Genomic DNA, 19,429 nt, shown 5'->3' with positions numbered 1-19,429 from the left:
CCGTCAACTCCCCGACGCGGCAGGCGCGCTGGGGGCGCTCACATCGAAGTGCCCCGCTTTGGGAGCCGCTTTCAGCAGCGCGGTGAGCGCACGCGCCTTGGCCGCGCCGTCCTCACCGCTTCCCCACATGACCGTACGCCCGCCGGTCAGCTCCAGCGAGATCGAATCGTAGGAACGGACCCTGACGACCTTGGTCCCCCCGACCACTTTCGCGGGAAGGTCGCCGCGCACACGTACCGCTTCGAGCAACAGACGGCCGGTGGTGAACCGCTGCGCACCGGCCTTCTGATCCGCGGTCATCTCGAGTACGGGGACGCCCTTGGGCGCCGCGTCCACCGTGGCGAAACGCACACCATCAGCGTCTACTTCAGTAAATTTCGCGCCTTTTCCGATCAGCAGAACGGGCTGCCGCTCGATCACTTTGAGACTGATTCCGTGCGGCCAGGATCGCTCCACCTCGACCGAGTCGATCCGCGGGAGCTTCCGCCGCAACCGGTCCTCAATCCCGTCCGTATCGACGGAAATCAGCGGCGAGCCCACCGGCACGGCCGCGGTGGACTCCACCTCGGCGCGGGTGAGCACGTCGGTGCCCGAGGTGCTCACCCGTTCCACGCGCAGCCAGTTCGAGCCGTACAGCGACCACAGCGCGCCACCGAGGAGCACCGTCGAAGCTGTCAATACGATCATCACCCGCCGGTTGGGAAGACGGAACCGGCGGCCCGGCCCGGGGCGGCCGGATTCCGACTGTTGTCGTGCGCCACGCTCGGCGGTCGTCGGTCCGGCCACACGCCCCTGCCCTTCTACGCCTGTCGGCGTGCTGCGATCGCCTCGTACACCATGCCGACGAGCAGATCGTCGGCATCCCTGCGGCCGAACTCGGCGGCCGCGCGGGACATCTCGAACAGCCGGTGCGGATCGGCGAGCACCGGGAGCACATGGCTCTGCACCCACTCGGGCGTCAGTTCGGCGTCGTCGACCAGCAGTCCACCGCTGGCCTTCACCAGCGGCTGGGCGTTGAGCCGCTGTTCACCGTTGCCGATCGGCAACGGCACATAAGCGGCGGGCAGCCCGACGGCGGAGAGTTCGGCGACGGTCATCGCGCCCGCACGGCAGAGCATCATGTCGGCCGCGGCGTACGCGAGGTCCATCCGGTCCACGTACGGTACCGGGACATAGGGCGGCATACCGGGCATGTTGTCCACGCGCGGCAATTCGTTCTTGGGACCGACCACATGCAGGATCTGGATTCCGGAGCGCTGAAGCAGCGGAGCGACCTGCTGCACCACCTCGTTGAGCCGGCGCGCGCCCTGCGAACCGCCGGAGACCAGCAGCGTCGGCAGGTTGAGGTCGAGCCCGAACGCCGTACGCGCCTCGGGCCGGACCCGGGCCCGGTCGAGGGTGGCGATCGTACGGCGCAGCGGGATGCCGATGTAACGGGCGCCCCGCAGCTTGCTGTCGGGGGTGGAGACGGCCACACCGGCCGCGTAGCGCGAACCGATCTTGTTGGCGAGCCCCGGCCTCGCGTTGGCCTCGTGGACGATGATCGGCACCCCGAGCCGCTTGGCCGCGAGATAGCCGGGCAGCGCCACGTAACCGCCGAAGCCCACCACGCAGTCGGCCTTGGTGCGTTCCAGGATCTGCTCGGCGGCCTTGATCGTGCCGCGCAGCCGTCCGGGGACGGTGATGAGCTCGGGTGTGGGCTTGCGCGGCAGCGGTACGGCGGGAATCAGCCCCAGTTCGTACCCCCGCTCCGGTACGAGCCTGGTCTCCAGTCCGCGCTCCGTGCCGAGCGCCGTGATCCCCACGGTGGGGTCCTGCCTCCGCAGGGCGTCCGCGAGGGCGAGCGCGGGCTCGATGTGGCCGGCGGTCCCCCCACCGGCGAGTACGACATGCACCGAAATTCACCGCTCTCCGGACGGACGCTTCTTGACGCGCCGTCTCATCGTCTTCCATCTCACCCCGGCCCGCTTCCTGCCGAAGACAGGTTGCCGCATGGCCAGAGCCGCTTTCGCGGCGGGATCCTCTCGCGCGAACGCGATCAGCAGCCCGATAGCGAACATGGTCGGCAGCAGGGCCGACCCTCCGTAGGAGAACAGCGGGAGCGGGACTCCGGCGATCGGCAGCAGGCCGAGCACCGCACCGATGTTGACCACGGCCTGCGCCGTGATCCAGGTGGTCACACCTCCCGCGGCGTACCTCACGAAGGGGTCCTCCGTGCGTCCGGCCACGCGGATACCCGCATAGCCTAGAGCCGCGAACAGTGCGAGTACCGACAGCGTCCCCGCAAGCCCCAGTTCCTCCCCGGTGATGGCGAAAATGAAGTCGGTGTGCGGTTCGGGCAGTTGACCCCACTTTTCCACACTCGCGCCGAGGCCGGAACCGAACCATCCGCCGGAGGCGAGCGCGTAGATTCCGTGGACCGCCTGCCAGCACTCTCCGGCCGGGCCCAGGTCGATCGCGCCGATACAGGAGAACCGGGACAGCCGGTTCTCGCTGGTCTTGATGAGCGTGAATCCGAGCAGCAGCGCTACACCGAGCACCCCTGCGAAGAGCCGGGTGGGGGCGCCGGCCAGCCAGAGCAGTCCGAAGAGGATCGCGGTGAGAATGATCGCGGTCCCCATGTCACCGCCGAGCATGATCAGTCCGAGCAGCATGAAGGCGCCGGGGACGAGCGGCACCAACAGGTGCTTCCACTGGGTCAGCAGCCGTTTGTCCTGCTTGCGGGCGAGCAGGTCGGCGCCCCACAGGATCAGCGCCAGTTTGCCGAACTCGCTGGGCTGGAGCTGGAACGGGCCGCCCAGCGAGATCCAGTTCTGGTTGCCGTTGACGGAACGCCCTATCCCTGGGATCTGGACGAGCACCATCAGGAAGCCCGCGCCGATCAGCAACGGGTAGGCCAGCGCGCGGTGGAGCTTGACGGGCATCCTGGCGGCGATCAGCAGCAGTACGGCGCCGATGATCACCGCGACGAACTGTTTGCGGAAGAAGTACGTGGACGGCAGGGACAGCTGGAGCGCGTAGATCATCGACGCGGAGTACACCATCACCAGGCCGAGCACGGTGATCAGCAGGCCGCTGCCGAGGATCAGGTAGTACGCGGTGAGCGGACGGTCCCAGGCGCGGCGCAGCCGCTCGTAGAGGCCCCGGGGGCCGCCGCCGCGGGGCGAGGAGGTGCGGCTCCTGCCGGGGCCGCGGCGGGCCGCGGGCGGGCGTCGTACGGCGGCTCCGGCGGCCCGGCCGCGCAGCGCGAGCCCCCGCCCGAGCACGGCGAGGCGCCTGGCGCGGCCGTCCGCACCGGCGTTCTCGTCGGGCGCGGTGTCGGCGCCGGGCGCTCCCGCGAGTACGGGTGCTCCGGCGAGTGCGCCCGCGAAGCCCCAGCCGCTTACGGCGAGGTGCGGGTCTCTGTCCGCGGTGTCGTCGGCCGGCATCGTCGCTGTCCCCTCCAGTCGTGCCTGGCGCGGCCGGCGCGGCTGCCGGTGGTGGTCCGGAGTCTGTCGGCGACACCGCCGGTGTCGCGGCCCCCGGGCGGCTCAGCGCGGCACGGGGGCCGGCCGGTCAGGCGTGCTCGGCGGCGAGTGCGTGTACCGCGTCCGCGAACGCCTCGCCTCGCTTGTTGTAGTTGGCGAACATGTCCATCGAGGCGCAGGCCGGGGCCATCAGTACCGTGTCCCCCGGCTGTGCGAGCCGTGCCGCTTCGCGGACCGCCGCCGACATCGCCCCAGTGTCGGTCCGTTCGAGGTCCACGACCGGGACTTCGGGGGCGTGTCGCGCGAGGGCTTCCCTGATCAGTCCACGGTCCGCGCCGATCAGGACGACGCCGCGCAGCCGGGACGCGGACGCGCTGACGAGTTCGTCGAAGGTCGCGCCCTTGGCGAGGCCGCCCGCGATCCAGACGATCGGATCGTAGGACGCCAGGGACGCCTCCGCGGCATGGGTGTTGGTGGCCTTGGAGTCGTCGATGTACGTGACGCCGCCGAGGTCCGCGACATGCTCGATGCGGTGCGGGTCGGGGCGGAAGGCGCGCAGTCCGTCGCGTACGGCCGCCGGTTCGACGCCGAAGGCGCGGGCCAGGGCGGCCGCGGCAAGGGCGTTGGCGATGTTGTGCGGGGCGGGACCGGGGGCTCCGGGCGCCAGGGAGGCGGCGCCGATGTCGGAGACCTGCGCGAGCTCCTGGGCCTGTTCGCGGCGGTTCTCGACGAAGGCGCGGTCGACCAGGATGCCGTCCACGACGCCGAGTTGGGACGGCCCCGGGGTGGCGAGGGTGAAGCCGATGGCCCGGCAGCCCTCCTCGACGTCGGCCGCGCGCACCAGGTCCTCGGTGGCCGGGTCGGCCACGTTGTAGACACAGGCGACGCTGTTGCCCTCGTAGATCCGGCCCTTGTCGGCGGCGTAGGCCTCCATGGAGCCGTGCCAGTCCAAGTGGTCCGGTGCGAGGTTCAGTACGGCCGCGGAGTGGACGCGCGGGCTCGGCGCCCAGTGCAGCTGGTAGCTGGACAGCTCCACGGCGAGTACGTCGTACGTCTCCTCGCCGGTGACGGCGTCCAGCAGGGAGACGCCGATGTTGCCGACCGCGGCCGTACGGAGCCCTGCCGCCGCCAGGATCGAGGCGAGCATCCTGACGGTTGTGGTCTTGCCGTTGGTGCCGGTGACGGCGAGCCAGGGAGCCGCTGAGGGGCCGCGCAGCCGCCACGCCAGCTCGACATCGCCCCAGATCTCCACACCGGCCGCCGCGGCGGCCGTGAAGAGCGGCTTGTCCGGCTGCCAGCCGGGCGCGGTGACGACGAGTTCCGTGCCGTCGGGCAGGGTCGCCCCGTCGCCGAGGCGGACGGTGACGCCGAGCTTCTCCAACTCGGCGGCCTGGGCGCGGGCCCGCTCGTCGTCCCCGTCGTTGACGACGGTGACGTGGGCGCCGAGACCGTGCAGGACCCGGGCCGCCGGGATCCCGGAGACCCCGAGACCCGCGACGGTGACCCGCTTGCCATCCCAGTTCACTTCTCGGCCGCCCAGCCCGCGTAGAAGAGACCCAGACCCACGATCACGCACATGCCCTGGATGATCCAGAAGCGGACCACGACAAGGACTTCGGACCACCCCTTGAGTTCGAAGTGGTGCTGGAGCGGGGCCATCCGGAAGACGCGCTTGCCGGTCATCCGGAACGAACCGACCTGGATCACCACGGACATGGTGATCAGGACGAAGAGGCCGCCGAGGAGGGCCAGCAGGAATTCCGTCCGGGAGCAGATCGCCAGGCCCGCGAGCGCGCCGCCGAGCGCGAGTGAACCGGTGTCGCCCATGAAGATCTTGGCGGGTGAGGTGTTCCACCACAGGAAGCCGAAGCAGGAGCCCATCAGGGCGGAGGCGACGACGGCGAGGTCGAGTGGATCTCGTACCTCGAAACAGGCGTTGGGGTTGGTCAGGGTCACCGCGTTGGCGCAGGCTTCCTGGAACTGCCACAGCCCGATGAAGGTGTACGCGCCGAAGACCATCACGGAGGCGCCGGTCGCCAGACCGTCCAGACCGTCGGTCAGGTTCACGCCGTTGGACATGGCGAGGATCATGAACAGCGCCCAGACCACGAACAGCACCGGGCCGATCGACCAGCCGAAGTCCGTGACGAACGACAGCTTGGTGGAGGCCGGGGTGTTGCCGCGCAGGTCGGCGAACTGGAGCGAGAGCACCGCGAAGGCGATACCGACGATCAGCTGGCCCGCCATCTTCGCCTTGGCCCGCAGGCCCAGCGACCGCTGCTTCACGATCTTGATGTAGTCGTCGAGGAACCCGACGAGCCCCATGCCCGCCATCAGGAACAGGACGAGCGCGCCCGAGATGCTCGGCGGTTCGCCGGTGATCACCTTCGCCAGGGCGTAGGCGATCAGTGTGGCGAGGATGAAGGCAATACCGCCCATGGTGGGCGTGCCCTGCTTGCTGCCGTGGGTGCGCGGGCCGTCGTCCCGGATGAACTGCCCGTATCCCTTGCGGGCCAGGAGCTTGATCAGCAGCGGGGTACCGACCAGGGTCAGGAAGAGCCCGATGGCTCCCGCGAAGAGGATCTGCCTCATCGGCCGGCGACCTCGCCCTCGGTGGCGTTCTCGAGCAGCGCCAGGGCGACTCGCTCAATCCCGGCCGACCTGGACGCCTTCACCAGCACGACGTCTCCCGGACGCAGTTCACTGCGCAACAGGTCGACCGCCGCCTGCGCGTCGGACACGTGCACCGACTCCTCACCCCACGAACCCTCGTTGTAAGCGCCCAGTTGCAGCCAGGACGCTTCCCTGCCCCCGACTGCCACGAGCTTGCTGACGTTGAGCCGGACGGCGAGCCGTCCGACCGCGTCGTGCTCGGCGAGCGATTCGTCCCCCAGCTCGGCCATCGGGCCGAGCACCGCCCACGTACGGCCCCCCGTGGCCCGTGAGGCACCGCCCATGGCGGCCAGCGCACGAAGCGCCGCCTTCATGGATTCGGGGTTCGCGTTGTAGGCGTCGTTGACGATCGTCACGCCGTCCGAGCGCTCCGTGACCTCCATACGCCAGCGGGAGAGGGTGCCCGCCTCGGAGAGCGCCACGGCGATCTCATCCACGGACATGCCCAACTCATGGGCGACGGCGGCCGCGGCAAGCGCGTTCGACACGTGGTGCTCACCGTACAGCCGCAGGCTCACGTCGCTGCACCCGGAGGGTGTTCGAAGCCTGAACGCGGCCTGTCCGGTCGCTGTGAGGCGCACGTTCTCTGCCCGTACGTCTGCTTCGTCTGACTCGCCGAACAGGACGGTACGGGCCGTGGTACGCGACGTCATGGCGCGCACGAGCGGGTCGTCGGCGTTCAGCACGGCGACCCCGCCGTCGGCGGCGGACGGCAGGGACTCCACCATTTCGCCCTTGGCCTGGGCGATCTGCTCACGGCCGCCGAACTCGCCGATGTGGGCGGTGCCGACGTTCAGTACGAGGCCGATCCGGGGCGGGACGAGTCCGGTGAGGTACCGGATGTCGCCGATGTAGCGCGCGCCCATTTCGAGGACCAGGTAGCGGGTGTCCTCGACGGCCCGCAGGGCGGTCACCGGCAGGCCGATCTCGTTGTTGAGGTTGCCTTCCGGCCAAATCGTCGGTCCCTTGCGCTGGAGCAACTGCGCGATCAGATCCTTGGTGCTGGTCTTGCCGGCCGAACCGGTCAGCGCGACCGCGGTGGCGCCGAGGCGCTCCACGACGGTACGGGCGAGGGCTCCGAGGGCCTGGACGACGTCGTCCACGACGATGGCCGGGACGCCGACGGGGCGGGTGGCCAACACGGCCACCGCACCCGCCTCGACGGCGCCTCGCGCGTAGTCGTGGCCGTCGACGCGCTCGCCGGCGAAGGCGGCGAAAAGACTGCCGGCCTCCACCTTGCGGGAGTCGTAGACGACGGGTCCGGTGACATGGACGGCCGGATCCGGTATGTCGTGCGGTTGCCCGCCGACGATGGCGGCGATCTCGGCGAGAGAGAGGGCGATCACTGGGTCATCCCTGACTGTTGTTCTCGTGGCGATGCTCGTGGCTGTACTCGTGGCTGTGCTGCTGGCGCAGGGAGTTCTCGATGGCCTCGCGCAGGACCTGGCGGTCGTCGAAGGCGCGTACCACTCCCGCGATGTCCTGCCCCTGCTCGTGACCCTTGCCCGCGACCAGGACGGTGTCGTCGGCCTCGGCGCGCGCCACAGCGGTGGCGATGGCGGCGGCCCGGTCGGAGACCACCAGGATGTCGCCGCGCTCGTGGATCGGCACCTCGGCGGCGCCGGCGAGCATGGTGGAGAGGATCGCGAGCGGGTCCTCGGAGCGTGGGTTGTCGGAGGTCAGTACGGCGGTGTCGGCGAGCCGGGCCGCGGCCGCGCCCATCGGCATGCGCTTGCTCTTGTCGCGGTCGCCGCCGCAGCCGAGCACGAGGTGCACCTTGCCCTCGGTGACCTTGCGCAGGGAGCGCAGAACCGATTCGACGGCGTCCGTCTTGTGCGCGTAGTCGACCACGGCGAGGTACGGCTGTCCCGCCTCCACGCGCTCGAGCCGGCCCGGCACACCGGGGACCGCGGCGATGCCGTCGGCGGCGGTCTGCGGGTCGATCCCGGCCACGGCGAGGGTGACGACGGCGGCCAGCGCGTTGGCGACGTTGAACGGCCCCGGCAGGGGCGCCTCGGCGCTGACGCGCTCGCCCTTGGGGCCGACCGCGGTGAAGGTGGAGCTGTGCGAGCCGACCTCGACGTCCTCGGCCCGCCAGTCGGCGTCGGGGTGGCCCTCCGCGGAGAACGTGGTGACCGGGACGGTCGCCTCGTCCACGAGCCGGCGGCCGTACTCGTCGTCGAAGTTCACGACGCCGACGCGGCTGCGCAGCGGGGTGAACAGCTGCGCCTTCGCCTGGAAGTAGTCCTCCATGCCGGAGTGGAACTCCATGTGCTCCGGGCTGAGGTTGTTGAAGACGGCGACGTCGAAGACGCAGCCGTCGACCCGGCCGAGCACCAGCGCGTGGCTGGAAACCTCCATGGCGACCGATTCGACGCCGCGCTCGCGCATGACGGCGAAGAGGGCCTGGAGGTCGGTGGCTTCGGGGGTGGTGCGCTCCGACTTGATGCGCTCGTCGCCGATCCGCATCTCCACCGTGCCGATCAGACCGGTCCGGTGGCCCGCGCCGCGCAGACCGCCCTCGACGAGGTACGCCGTGGTGGTCTTGCCCGAGGTGCCGGTGATGCCGATCTGGAGCAGATCGGCGCCGGGGCGTCCGTAGAGCTCGGCGGCGAGTTCCCCCATGCTGCCCCGCGGGTCGGGGACGATCAGCACGGGCAGCCCGGTGGCCTGGGCCCGCTCGGCGCCCGCCGGGTCCGTGAGGATGGCGACCGCGCCGAGGTCAGCGGCCTGGGCCGCGAAGTCGGCCCCGTGGAGGCGGGCGCCGGGCAGCGCGGCGTACACGTCGCCGGGGCGCACCGCCCGTGAGTCATGGGTGATGCCCGTGGCCTCCTCCGGGCCCGTCACCTGCCCGTGTCCCGGTGTCTCGGCGCCCAGCCGGGCGGCGAGCTCCGCGAGGGAGGTCGGTCGGATCCGGTCCGGACGGGGCGTCCCCGGCTGGTTCACAGGGGCGTCCTCGGGGGTGGTTCGGTGTTGATCAGCGTGTGGCACGGCGGTGAGCGTACCGGGCTGTACGGGCCGCGAGCCACGTGAGGGGGGCTCGTGCGCGGCGGGGTCACGGTGGTTCCCGGAATTGGGCGTGATGGTTGTCACTGGCGCTTTCCCTGGGGTCACTCGCCGGGTTTGAAGGCGACCGGCAGCCGGGCGGGTTTGCTGCCGGTCGGTTCGACCCGCAGCGTCTTGAGAGCGAACTCCATGACCTTCTTGTAGATGGGACCGCAGATCTGGCCGCCGAAGTGGCTGCCCTTGAGGGGGTTCTGGATGGCGCAGTAGACGGTGATCTGCGGGTCGTCGGCGGGGGCGAAACCCGCGAAAGAAGCGGTGTAGCCCTTGTAGACGCCGAGCTTCGGGTCGACCCGGTTGGCCGTACCGGTCTTTCCGGCGACGCGGTAGCCGGGGATCGCGGCCTTGGTCCCCGTACCCTCCTCGTCACCGACGACCGACTCCAGCATGGTGGCCAGGGTCTTCGCGGTCTTCTCGCTGACCACGCGAGTCTTCTTGGGCGCCGGGGCGGGGGTGAAGCGGCCGTCGGGTCCGTTCGTGCCGCGGATCAGGGTGGGCTCGGTCCGTACACCGCCGTTGGCGATGGTCGAGTAGACGGAGGCGGCCTGCATGGCGTTGAGGGAGAGGCCCTGGCCGAAGGGGATCGTGTACTGCTGCGAGGTCGACCAGTCCTGTGGTTCGGCCAGGATGCCCCGGGTCTCGCCCGGATATTTCAGGCCGGTGGACTGCCCGATGCCGAACTTGTGCAGGTAGGAGTGGAGGACCTTGTTCGCCTCGGCCTGGGTCTTGCCGAGCTGGCCGGTGGCCAGGATGGTGCCGATGTTGCTGGACTTGGCGAGGACCCCGTTGAGCGTCAGGTTCCAGGTGGGGTGATCGACGTCGTCCTTGAAGAGCCGGTCGCCGCGGTGCAGCCGGTTGGGGATGACGACATGGGTGCCGGGCGTGGCGACCCCCTCCTCCAGTACGGCGGCCATGGACATGACCTTGCTGGTGGAACCGGGTTCGTACGCGTCCTGGAGGGCCGCGTTGCCCATGGCGGCGGAGTTGGCCTCGGAGAGGTCGTTGGGGTCGAAGCCGGGAGCGTTGGCCATCGCGAGGACCTCGCCGGTCCTGGTGTTCTGGACCATCACATAGCCGCGATCCGCCTTGGATTCGGCGACCTGGTCCGTGATGGCCTTCTGGGCGGCCCACTGGATGTCCCGGTCGATGGTCAGCTCGATGCCGGAGCCCGGCACGGCGGGCTTCTCCCGGGAGCTCGCGGTGGGCACACGCCGGCCGCCGGACTGGGCGTAGGTGACCTGTCCGTCCTCGCCGGCCAGCTCCTTGTCCAGCATGGACTCGACACCGCCGCCGCCGTGGCCCGCGGCGTTGACGTACCCCAGTATCCCGGCGGCGAGATCGCCATTCGGGTACACGCGCTTGCTGCTGGCTTCCTGGAAGACGCCCGACAGCACACTGATGCCCGAGCCTCCGGCTGTCTTCTCCTTGCTCGCCTTCTCGGCGAGGACGCCCTTGAGGTCCTTGATCTGGTTCCAGACCTGCGGGGTCTGGCGGCGGGCCAGCACGGTGTAGCGGGACTTGGGGGCCTTGAGCTTCTTCACCAGGTCGGCGCTCTGCGCGCCGAGGATCGGGGCGAGCAGGGCCGCCGCCTTCTCGGGGGCGTCCGGGACCTTGGTGAAGTCGGGGGTGAACATGAACGGGTCGGCGGTGATGTCGTACGCGTCGACGCTGGTGGCGAGGGCGATCCCGGAGCGGTCGGTGATCTCGCCGCGCTCGGCGGCGATGGTGTGGCTGAGGTAGCGGCTCTTCTCCGCCTTGGCGGTGTACGTGCTCGCGTCGACGGCCTGCACCTGGAGCAGCCGGATGACGAACGCCAGCATGACGAGGGTCAGCGCGAGGCTGACCAGCCGCAGCCGTGGGCGGGGGCTGCCGAGCCGGATCTGACGTGGGCCGCGCGGCCCGCGTGGTCCGCCGGATCCGGTGCGCGGGCGGCGGGGAGCGGGGCGTACCGCGGGCCGGGCCCTGCCGTCGTTCGCGGAGCGCGGGGAGCCGGAGCGCGGAGGGCTGGAGCGCGGTGAGTCGGAGTGTGGTGAGTCGGAGCGTGGTGAGTCGGAGCGTGCGGGGCTGGAGCGCGCGGGATTCGGCACCCGGCGGTGCGGTGGTTCCTTGGAGGGCACTGCGTCACCTGCCGGAGGTCGTGGGAGCCGGCTTGCCGGATGTCTCTGCGGGGGTCTGGGGTGCGCCGGTCGAGACGGACGGGGACGTCGGTACGGTGCCACCGGCCGAGGTCCCCGGGGCGCGTGTGGCCGCCGGCGGTGCCGCCTCCATCGCGGACGGCTGTACGGGGAGCAGCGCGCCGGCCGGACCCGCCGCGCCCCGGACCGTGCCGTCGGGGTTGAGGAAGGCGGGACTGCCGCCGGGGACCATGCCGAGTTCGCGGGCCCGCCGCTCCAGGGCATACGGCGCTGAGGCGTTGTCCACGTCCCGTTGCAGGGCCTGCTCCTCGTCGGTGAGGTCGGTGGTCTGCTTCTTGAGGTCGCTCAGCCGGAACGATCCCTCGTTGAGGGAGGAGTTCAGCAGCAGCAGTGTGATCAGCCCACCGCCGAGGAGCAGCACGACCAACAAGACGAAGGGGGTCCGGGCCGCCGAGCTGGCCCCGGAGGGCATCAGCTGGGCGAGCCGCGCGGCCCGCCCCTTCAACTGCTTGGCCGGTCCGCTCACAGAGCGTCCTCCCGGATCCGCTGCGCCCCCCGCAGCCGGGCGGGCGCCGCACGGCGGTTCTCGGCGACCTCTTCCTCCGTGGGGAGTTCGGCGCCCCGGGTGAGAAGCCGCAGGCGGGGCTGGTACCGCTCGGGGACGACCGGCAGGCCGGGGGGCGCCGTGTTGGCCGCGCCGGCCGCCAACACCTGCTTGATCAGGCGGTCTTCCAGCGACTGGTACGACAGGACGGCGATACGGCCGCCGACGGCGAGGCTCTTCACGGCGGCCGGGATGGCCTGTTCGAGGCTGGACAGTTCCCCGTTGACCTCGATGCGCAGGGCTTGGAAGGTGCGTTTGGCGGGGTTGCCACCGGTGCGCTTGGCGGCCTGCGGGAGCGCGTCGCGGATCAGCTCGACGAGCCGGCCGCTGTTGGTGAAGGGGTCCCTCTCGCGCTCCCTGACGACCGCGGACACGATCCGCTTGGCCTGCTTCTCCTCGCCGTACGCCCGCAGGATCCGCACCAGTTCGCCGGGCGGGTAGGTGTTGAGGACCTCGGCGGCGCTGATTCCGGTCGTCTGGTCCATCCGCATGTCGAGCGGCGAGTCCTGGGCGTAGGCGAAACCGCGCTCGGCCTCGTCCAGTTGCATCGAGGAGACACCGAGGTCGAAGAGCACGCCCTGGACGCGGGGGACCTCCAGCCGGTCGAGGACCTCGGGCAGTTCGTCGTACACCGCGTGCACGAGGGTGGCCCGGTCGCCGAACGACGCGAGCCGCTCGCCGGAGAGCCGCAGCGCCTCCTGGTCACGGTCGAGCGCGATCAGCCGCGCGGAGGGGAAGGTGGCCAGCAGCGCCTCGCTGTGTCCGCCGAGGCCGAGGGTGCAGTCGACGACGACCGCGCCGGGCTCGGCGAGGGCGGGGGCCAGCAGGTCGAGGCACCGCTGGAGCATCACCGGGACATGTCGGACCTGGTTCATCCGCGCACCTCCCCAAGGCCGGCGCGACCGGGCGCCCCGGCACGGGAGCCGGCGCGGCCGGAGGTCTGCGTACGGTGGCCGGCGCGGCCGGAGGTCTTGGTACGGGGCCCGTGCGTCACGGCGGTGCGTCCGTACCCGTCCGTGCGGTGCCCACACGTTCCGGTACGGCGTCCGCGGTTCTCGGCGGGGCGTTCCGCGGGCGTGCGGCCTTCCATGACTCGCTCGCTGCGCTCGCTCATGCGCCCTCTCAGGTCCGGCGCGGCGTACGTACTGCCGGGTCCCCGCCCGCTCGGAAGGGGATGTGGTCCGCCGGCGCCGGGAAGGGCGTCGGCCGACCGCCGAGCGGGAGGAGGCCGAGCCGGACGTACGCCGCAGCAGGCGGGAAAATTCGGATGCGTTCTGCATGCGTTCGGGGTGTGTCCGTGAACTTCGCGTCACTTTAGTCCACTCGTCCTCCCGGTCAATCAACCGGCCAGCGCGTCGCACGGGTCACTCACCACAAGACCATAAACCGCATAATTCACCCGTTCGGACTCGACCCCTCACTCTTGTGGAGTAGCTCACAACAAGCGCTGTTGTCGTTCTTTGTCCCGTCTCACAGCGGGCCCCGATGACTTCCGGCCATTACCGTCATAGGCATGTCGACTTCCGCAGACCTCCCCGCAGAGCCCGACAGGACTGTCGCCGGTGCGACCCGCAGCGGCGGGACGGTCACCGACCGGCTCGTCGAGGCCAACCATCACTACGCCGCCGGTTTCACCGACCCGGGGATGGACGCGCGGCCCGTACTGCGGGTCGCCGTGGTCGCCTGCATGGACGCCCGGCTCGACCTGCACGACGCGCTCGGGCTCTCCCTGGGCGACTGCCACACCATCCGCAACGCGGGCGGTGTGGTGACCGAAGACGTGATCCGCTCCCTCACCATCAGCCAGCGGGCGCTCGGCACCCGCAGTGTGGTTCTCATCCATCACACCGGCTGCGGCCTGGAGAGCCTGACCGAGGACTTCCGGCACGAACTGGAGATGGAGGTCGGCCAGCGGCCGGCCTGGGCCGTGGAGGCGTTCCGCGATGTCGACCAGGACGTACGGCAGTCGATGCAGCGCATACGAACCTCGCCCTTCCTGCCGCACACCGACGACGTCCGTGGTTTCGTCTTCGATGTGAAGACGGGGCTGCTGCGCGAGATCGACCCCGCCGCCTGACGGTCCGTCCGCCCGGGTTCCCTTCACCCGGAGCCCTCCGTCGGAGGCTCTCGCCGTCCGAAGTTCCGGTCACCCGAGTTGTCCCCACTTCCACCGCGCCCGGCCAAAGCCCGATCGAGCCCCGATGGCGCTTCTTCGGGGCTACAAAAACCGCAATGCCGACATATCCCACTCACTTATCCACAGGCGGATGACACGAAGCGGTAACGGCAACAAGAATGCGTGTGTGACAGCGATCCGGAACCTTCCGGGGACGGTGTCCGTGTTTTGGGGTGGGCCGGGCCGTCTGATGAGCATCGGCCCGTTGAAAGGGCCGAGGAGGGCCGGGTGACGACCTATGACGATCGAGCGAGCCTCACTGATCTGACCACCACCGCGGAGCGTGTGCGCACATCGGTGGAGGGTGTGATCGAGGGCAAGCCAGAGGTCGTACGGCTTTCGCTGACCGTGCTGCTCGCCGAGGGACATCTTCTGCTGGAGGATGTCCCCGGCGTGGGCAAGACCATGCTGGCCAAAGCGCTCGCACGCTCCATCGACTGTTCGGTGCGGCGTATCCAGTTCACACCCGACCTGCTGCCGTCGGACATCACCGGGGTGTCCATCTACGACCAGCAGCGGCGGGAGTTCGAATTCAAGCCGGGCGCGATCTTCGCGCAGATCGTGATCGGCGACGAGATCAACCGCGCCTCGCCCAAGACCCAGTCGGCGCTGCTGGAGTCCATGGAGGAGCGGCAGGTCACCATCGACGGGCAGAGCTACGAACTGCCCGACCCCTTCATGGTGGTGGCCACCCAGAACCCGGTGGAGATGGAGGGCACGTATCCGCTGCCCGAGGCGCAGCGCGACCGCTTCATGGCCCGGGTGTCGATCGGCTACCCGAGCCCGGAGGCCGAGTTGCAGATGCTGGACGTGCACGGCGGGGTCTCTCCGCTGGACGACCTCCAGCCGGTGGCCCACGCGCACGACATCGTGAAGCTGATCGACGCGGTGCGCGCGGTCCATGTCGCCACCTCCGTACGGAGGTACGCGGTCGACCTGGTCGGGGCGACCCGTAACCACCCGGATCTCAGACTGGGCGCGTCGCCGCGCGCGACGCTCCACCTGCTGCGGGCCGCGAAGGCCGCGGCGGCGCTGGGCGGCCGGGACTACGCGCTGCCCGACGACGTACAGGCCCTGGCGGTGGCGGTGCTGGCGCACCGGCTGCTGCCCACGGCCCAGGCGCAGTTGAACCGCCGTACCGCCGAGCAGGTCGTGCAGGAGATCATCCAGCGCACCCCGGTGCCCACGGCGGACGGATCTCTCGCCCCGGGCGGCCGGCCGGCGTCCGGCCGCCCGGCGCCGGGCCGTCAGGCCTCCGGCGGACGCGGATCCGGCGGCCCGGGATCCTCCGGGCCCGGGTCCGGAGGTCCTGGATCCGGTGCACCGCTCTACGGCCAGCAGTCCGGCGTACGGCGCCTGTGATGGAGCCCGGGGGGCAGGTGGCCCCGGGCGGTGAGGACAAGGGCGGGCTGCGGGTCGCGCTGTCCGGACTGACCACACGCGGCCGGTCGTTCCTCGCCGCCGGAGTCGCCGCGGCGATCTGCGCGTATGTCCTCGGCCAGTCCGATCTGCTGCGGGTGGGGCTGCTGCTCGCCGTCCTGCCGCTGATCTGCGTGTCGGTCCTGTACCGCACGCGTTACCGGGTCGCGGGCAGCCGGCAGCTGACGCCCACGCGGGTCCCCGCCGGGTCCGAGGCGCGGGTGCGTCTGCGGATGGACAACGTCACACGGCTGCCCACCGGGCTGCTGATGCTCCAGGACCATGTGCCCTACGTCCTGGGCCCGCGCCCCCGGTTCGTCCTGGACCGGGTGGAGCCGGGCGGCCGGCGTGAGGTGTCCTACCGGGTGCGTTCGGATCTGCGCGGGCGGTATCCGCTCGGGCCGCTCCAACTGCGGCTGAGCGATCCCTTCGGGATGTGCGAACTGACCCGCTCGTTCAGCGCGTACGACACCCTGACCGTCATCCCGCACACCGAGCCGCTGCCGCCGGTGTCACTCGTGGGCGACTCCACGGGATACGGCGACGGGCGGCAGCGCTCGCTGGCGCTGGCCGGCGAGGACGATGTGATCCCCCGCGGCTACCGCCACGGCGACGATCTGCGCCGGGTGCACTGGCGATCCACCGCCCGCTACGGCGAGTTGATGGTGCGCAGGGAGGAACAGCCGCAGCGGGCCAGGTGCACGGTGCTGCTGGACACCCGGCGCGTCGCCTACCAGGGCGCGGGCCCCGGCTCGGCGTTCGAATGGGCGGTGTCGGGAGCGGCCTCCACGCTGGTGCACATGCTGGAACGCGGCTTCACCGTACGGCTGTTGACGGACACCGGTGGGGCGGTGCCCGGCGAGGGCGCCGACGGCTTCGCCGGAGCGACCCAGGAGTCCGCCGATTCGGCCGGGCTGATGATGGACACCCTCGCGGTGGTCGACCACTCCGACGGGGTGAGCATTTCCCCTTCGTTCGACGTACTACGAGGCGGCACGGAGGGCCTGTTGGTGGCCTTCTTCGGTGATCTGGACCAGGAACAGACCGCCGTGGCGGCCCGGATGCGGCAACGCAGCGGCTCCGCGGTCGCCTTCGTACTCGACAGCGACGGCTGGGCGTCCGCGGGCGCCGGCTCCGCCGGGCGGGTCGAGGAGCGGCTGCGGCAGTTGCGCGAGGCGGGCTGGACGGCTCTCGCCGTGCCTTCGGGCGCGGAGCTGCCCGAGCTGTGGCGCCAGGCCGCGCGACAGCGATCGGAATCGCCCGCCGCGGGCGGTACGACAGGTTTCTCCGGAGGATGGTCATGAGCGGTCGCGGAAGGCTGGCTCTGTGCTCCTTCGCCGCCACGCTGATGGCGGCGGGCGCACTGGTGCCGCTGGTCAAGCCGGCCTCCTGGCTCATCCAGGCCGCGTTCATGGCGGGAATCGTGAGCGGGGTGGGCGCCCTGGTCCGGCGGGTGCCGGTGGCCAGGGCGCTGACCGTGGTGCTCCAGGCCGTGGCCGCCCTGCTGATGCTCACCATGGTCTTCGCCAGGGAGCAGGCGCTCCTCGTCATGGTGCCGACGCCCGACGCCTTCGTGGAGTTCGGCCGACTGCTGTCGGCGGGCGGCGACGACGTCGCGCGGTACGCCATTCCGGCACCGGCCACCGAGGGCATCAGGCTGATGCTGATCGGCGGTGTCCTGCTCATCGGGCTCGCGGTGGACACGCTCGCGGTGACCTTCCGCAGCGCGGCCCCGGCCGGACTGCCGCTGCTCGCGCTCTACTCGGTCGCGGCAGGGCTCTCGGGCGGATCCGGAGGGTGGCTGTGGTTCCTGCTCGCGGCCACCGGCTACCTGCTGCTGCTCCTGGCCGAGGGCCGGGACCGGCTGTCCCAGTGGGGCCGTGTGTTCGGCGCCGCTCCGTCCTCGCGGGGCAGGCTCTCGTCCGCCTTCGACGGGAGCGGCCGCGCGCCGGTGCGTACCGGCCGCCGGATCGGCGTGGTGGCCCTGGGGCTCGCGCTGGCGGTCCCGGCGGCCCTGCCCGCCCTGGACGGCGGGCTGCTGGCCGGCGCGGGGCGTGGGAACGGCTCGGGGCTGGGCGGCGGGGGCACCATCTCCGCCGTGAACCCGCTGGTCTCGCTCCAGGACAATCTGAACCAGCCCGAGGACCGCGAGGCGCTGCGCTACCGGACCAACGCCGAGGACACCCAGAACCTCTACCTGCGGATCATGGCGCTGGACAGGTTCGACGGGACGTCCTGGCGGTTCTCGCAGCGCAAGGTCGAGGACGTACCGGATCAGCTGCCGGACGCCCCCGGGCTGCGCGACGACATCGGCACCACCGAGATCACCACCAACATCTCGGCCGCGGGGTGGTACCGGCAGAACTACCTGCCGATGCCCTATCCGGCGACGAAGGTGAACGTCGACGGCCGCTGGCGCTTCGAGCCCACGGGCCGGACGCTGGTGGGCGACCGGGGGCAGTCGACACGCGGCGTGCGGTACGAGGTCGGCAGCCTGCTGGTGAACCCGACCTCGGAGCAGCTCGCGTCGGCGCCCGAGCCCCCGGCCGCCCTGCTCCGTGAGTACACCCAGGTCCCGTCCACCCTGCCGGACGTGGTCAGGCGGACCGCGCGGGATGTGACCGAGGGGGCCACGACCGAGTACGAGAAGGCCGTACGCCTCCAGGACTGGTTCGCGCTGGACGGCGGCTTCACGTACGACACCGAGGTGGATTCGGGCACCGGCATCACAGCGATCACGCGCTTCCTTCAGAACAAGGAAGGCTTCTGCGTCCACTTCTCGTTCACGATGGCCGCGATGGCCCGCACGCTGGGCATTCCGGCGCGGGTGGCGGTGGGCTTCACTCCGGGCACCCCGCAGCCGGACGGCAGCATGTCGGTCGGGCTGCGCGACGCGCACGCCTGGCCCGAGCTGTATTTCGAAGGCGTCGGGTGGACCCGGTTCGAGCCGACCCCGAGCCGGGGCAGCGCGCCCGACTACACCCGCCCGGACATCCCGTCCGACGTCCCGAGCGACACGAGCCGGCCCGAAACCGGCTCATCGGCCGAACCGTCCACGGCGCCGTCCGCCTCGGAGAGCTGCCCGGCGGGGTCGGAGCAGCTGAGCGGGTGCGGCACGGTGGCCCCCGGTGTGGCCCCGCCGCCCGGTGACGAGGGCTTCCCGCTGAAAACGGTGCTGCTGGCCGGTCTGAGCGCCCTGGCGGTACTGCTGGTGCCGCTTCTGCCCCTGCTGTGGCGGACCAGAATCCGGGCGCGGCGTCTGGCCTCCGGCGCCGACGACGACCCCACGGAGCGGACGCTCGCGGCCTGGCGGGAAATCACCGATACGGCCTGGGACCACGGCATCCCGCCGGACGATTCACGGACGCCGCGCAAGGCTGCCGTGAGGGTGATACGGCTGGGCAGGCTGGAAGGCCCGGCGGCCGACGCGGTGCACCGGGTGGCCGGATCGGTGGAGCAGGTGCTGTACGCGCGGGTGCCCCGCCCGGCAACGGGCCTGGCCGAGGACGCCCGGCTGATCCACGAGGCCCTGCGTTCCTCGGTGGGCCGCCGGTCGCGGCTGCGCGCACTGCTCGCCCCCCGTTCGTCCATACGGGTGATCTGGTCCGTGTCGGCCCGCTGGACGGACTTCAGGGGTCGGTGGGGACTCCACCGGCTGCCCCTGCGGCGCTGGGAAGCGATGATCCGCCGGCGGCCGTCCCGGCAGGAAGGCTGACGCGGACCCGAGGCGGGGCGCCCAGGACCTCAGCCGTACCCGCCGATCAGCGGCCAGGGTCCGAGGCCTGCTCAATGCCTCGGGCCCCCGCCAGATACGGCTGAGGGGCGAACGCGTCACGCGTTCGCCCCTCAGCCGTACTCGTACTGCTCACTGCTACTGCTGTCTGTCGGTCCG

At 71.0% G+C, this 19,429-nt stretch carries 14 protein-coding genes; 4 read left to right on the top strand and 10 right to left on the bottom strand.

The window, feature by feature from the left end; genetic code table 11:
- Positions 1-3 precede the first annotated feature (3 nt).
- From ACIOJD_RS11105 to rsmH, 10 genes are all read right to left on the bottom strand, one after another.
- Positions 4-786: a cell division protein FtsQ/DivIB gene (locus ACIOJD_RS11105; RefSeq protein WP_401910954.1), complete on the bottom strand. Its 783-nt coding sequence runs from the start codon at positions 784-786 to the stop codon at positions 4-6.
- Between the two features lie 14 nt (positions 787-800).
- Positions 801-1,895, bottom strand: coding sequence for an undecaprenyldiphospho-muramoylpentapeptide beta-N-acetylglucosaminyltransferase (gene murG / locus ACIOJD_RS11100; protein ID WP_401910952.1), 1,095 nt, complete (start codon positions 1,893-1,895; stop codon positions 801-803).
- A 6-nt stretch (positions 1,896-1,901) separates the two neighbouring features.
- Positions 1,902-3,428: a putative lipid II flippase FtsW gene (gene ftsW, locus ACIOJD_RS11095; protein WP_401910951.1), complete on the bottom strand. Its 1,527-nt coding sequence runs from the start codon at positions 3,426-3,428 to the stop codon at positions 1,902-1,904.
- Positions 3,429-3,555: 127 nt separating this feature from the next.
- Positions 3,556-4,992, bottom strand: coding sequence for a UDP-N-acetylmuramoyl-L-alanine--D-glutamate ligase (murD, locus tag ACIOJD_RS11090; RefSeq protein ID WP_401910949.1), 1,437 nt, complete (start codon positions 4,990-4,992; stop codon positions 3,556-3,558).
- Positions 4,989-6,059 carry a phospho-N-acetylmuramoyl-pentapeptide-transferase gene (gene mraY / locus ACIOJD_RS11085; protein WP_401881666.1) on the bottom strand — a complete coding sequence of 357 codons (1,071 nt, stop codon included), beginning with the start codon at positions 6,057-6,059 and terminating at the stop codon, positions 4,989-4,991. Before mraY ends, murD begins: the two co-directional genes overlap by 4 nt.
- Positions 6,056-7,486 (bottom strand): UDP-N-acetylmuramoyl-tripeptide--D-alanyl-D-alanine ligase, encoded by a 1,431-nt coding sequence (murF, locus tag ACIOJD_RS11080; RefSeq protein ID WP_401910946.1) that lies wholly within the window; start codon positions 7,484-7,486, stop codon positions 6,056-6,058. Before murF ends, mraY begins: the two co-directional genes overlap by 4 nt.
- Positions 7,487-7,490: 4 nt before the next feature.
- Complete coding sequence (locus ACIOJD_RS11075; protein ID WP_401910944.1) at positions 7,491-9,233, bottom strand: UDP-N-acetylmuramoyl-L-alanyl-D-glutamate--2,6-diaminopimelate ligase; 1,743 nt, start codon at positions 9,231-9,233, stop codon at positions 7,491-7,493.
- Between the two features lie 17 nt (positions 9,234-9,250).
- On the bottom strand, positions 9,251-11,320 hold the full coding sequence (locus tag ACIOJD_RS11070; RefSeq protein WP_401910942.1) for a penicillin-binding transpeptidase domain-containing protein: 2,070 nt from the start codon (positions 11,318-11,320) through the stop codon (positions 9,251-9,253).
- Positions 11,321-11,324: 4 nt separating this feature from the next.
- Complete coding sequence (locus ACIOJD_RS11065) at positions 11,325-11,864, bottom strand: cell division protein FtsL (RefSeq protein WP_401910941.1); 540 nt, start codon at positions 11,862-11,864, stop codon at positions 11,325-11,327.
- On the bottom strand, positions 11,861-12,817 hold the full coding sequence (gene rsmH / locus ACIOJD_RS11060; protein ID WP_401910938.1) for a 16S rRNA (cytosine(1402)-N(4))-methyltransferase RsmH: 957 nt from the start codon (positions 12,815-12,817) through the stop codon (positions 11,861-11,863). Before rsmH ends, ACIOJD_RS11065 begins: the two co-directional genes overlap by 4 nt.
- A 638-nt stretch (positions 12,818-13,455) precedes the next feature.
- Here rsmH and ACIOJD_RS11055 point away from each other — a divergent pair.
- The 4 genes from ACIOJD_RS11055 (at position 13,456) to ACIOJD_RS11040 (ending at position 19,252) form a co-directional block, all read left to right on the top strand.
- The gene (locus ACIOJD_RS11055; protein ID WP_401910936.1) at positions 13,456-14,019 is read left to right on the top strand and encodes a beta-class carbonic anhydrase; all 564 of its coding nucleotides are present in this window, start codon (positions 13,456-13,458) and stop codon (positions 14,017-14,019) included.
- Positions 14,020-14,346: 327 nt separating this feature from the next.
- Positions 14,347-15,480 carry an AAA family ATPase gene (locus ACIOJD_RS11050; protein ID WP_401910935.1) on the top strand — a complete coding sequence of 378 codons (1,134 nt, stop codon included), beginning with the start codon at positions 14,347-14,349 and terminating at the stop codon, positions 15,478-15,480.
- Entirely contained in the window at positions 15,480-16,841 is a 1,362-nt protein-coding gene (locus tag ACIOJD_RS11045; RefSeq protein ID WP_401910932.1) for a DUF58 domain-containing protein, read from the top strand. The genes ACIOJD_RS11050 and ACIOJD_RS11045 overlap by 1 nt, the downstream gene beginning before the upstream one ends.
- Positions 16,838-19,252 carry a DUF3488 and DUF4129 domain-containing transglutaminase family protein gene (locus ACIOJD_RS11040; RefSeq protein ID WP_401910929.1) on the top strand — a complete coding sequence of 805 codons (2,415 nt, stop codon included), beginning with the start codon at positions 16,838-16,840 and terminating at the stop codon, positions 19,250-19,252. The genes ACIOJD_RS11045 and ACIOJD_RS11040 overlap by 4 nt, the downstream gene beginning before the upstream one ends.
- Positions 19,253-19,429 lie beyond the last annotated feature (177 nt).

This window comes from Streptomyces sp. NPDC088116, assembly GCF_044741745.1.
Classification (GTDB): domain Bacteria; phylum Actinomycetota; class Actinomycetes; order Streptomycetales; family Streptomycetaceae; genus Streptomyces.
The sequence above is the reverse complement of the archived record's forward strand: the minus strand, read 5'-3'. Positions and strand labels throughout refer to the sequence as shown.

Coding starts and splice junctions, on each gene's coding strand:
- ftsW (WP_401910951.1), bottom strand. CDS start 3,428: ATGCCGGCCGACGACACCGCGGACAGAGACCCGCACCTCGCCGTAAGC.
- mraY (WP_401881666.1), bottom strand. CDS start 6,059: ATGAGGCAGATCCTCTTCGCGGGAGCCATCGGGCTCTTCCTGACCCTG.
- rsmH (WP_401910938.1), bottom strand. CDS start 12,817: ATGAACCAGGTCCGACATGTCCCGGTGATGCTCCAGCGGTGCCTCGAC.
- ACIOJD_RS11055 (WP_401910936.1), top strand. CDS start 13,456: ATGTCGACTTCCGCAGACCTCCCCGCAGAGCCCGACAGGACTGTCGCC.
- ACIOJD_RS11045 (WP_401910932.1), top strand. CDS start 15,480: ATGGAGCCCGGGGGGCAGGTGGCCCCGGGCGGTGAGGACAAGGGCGGG.
- ACIOJD_RS11040 (WP_401910929.1), top strand. CDS start 16,838: ATGAGCGGTCGCGGAAGGCTGGCTCTGTGCTCCTTCGCCGCCACGCTG.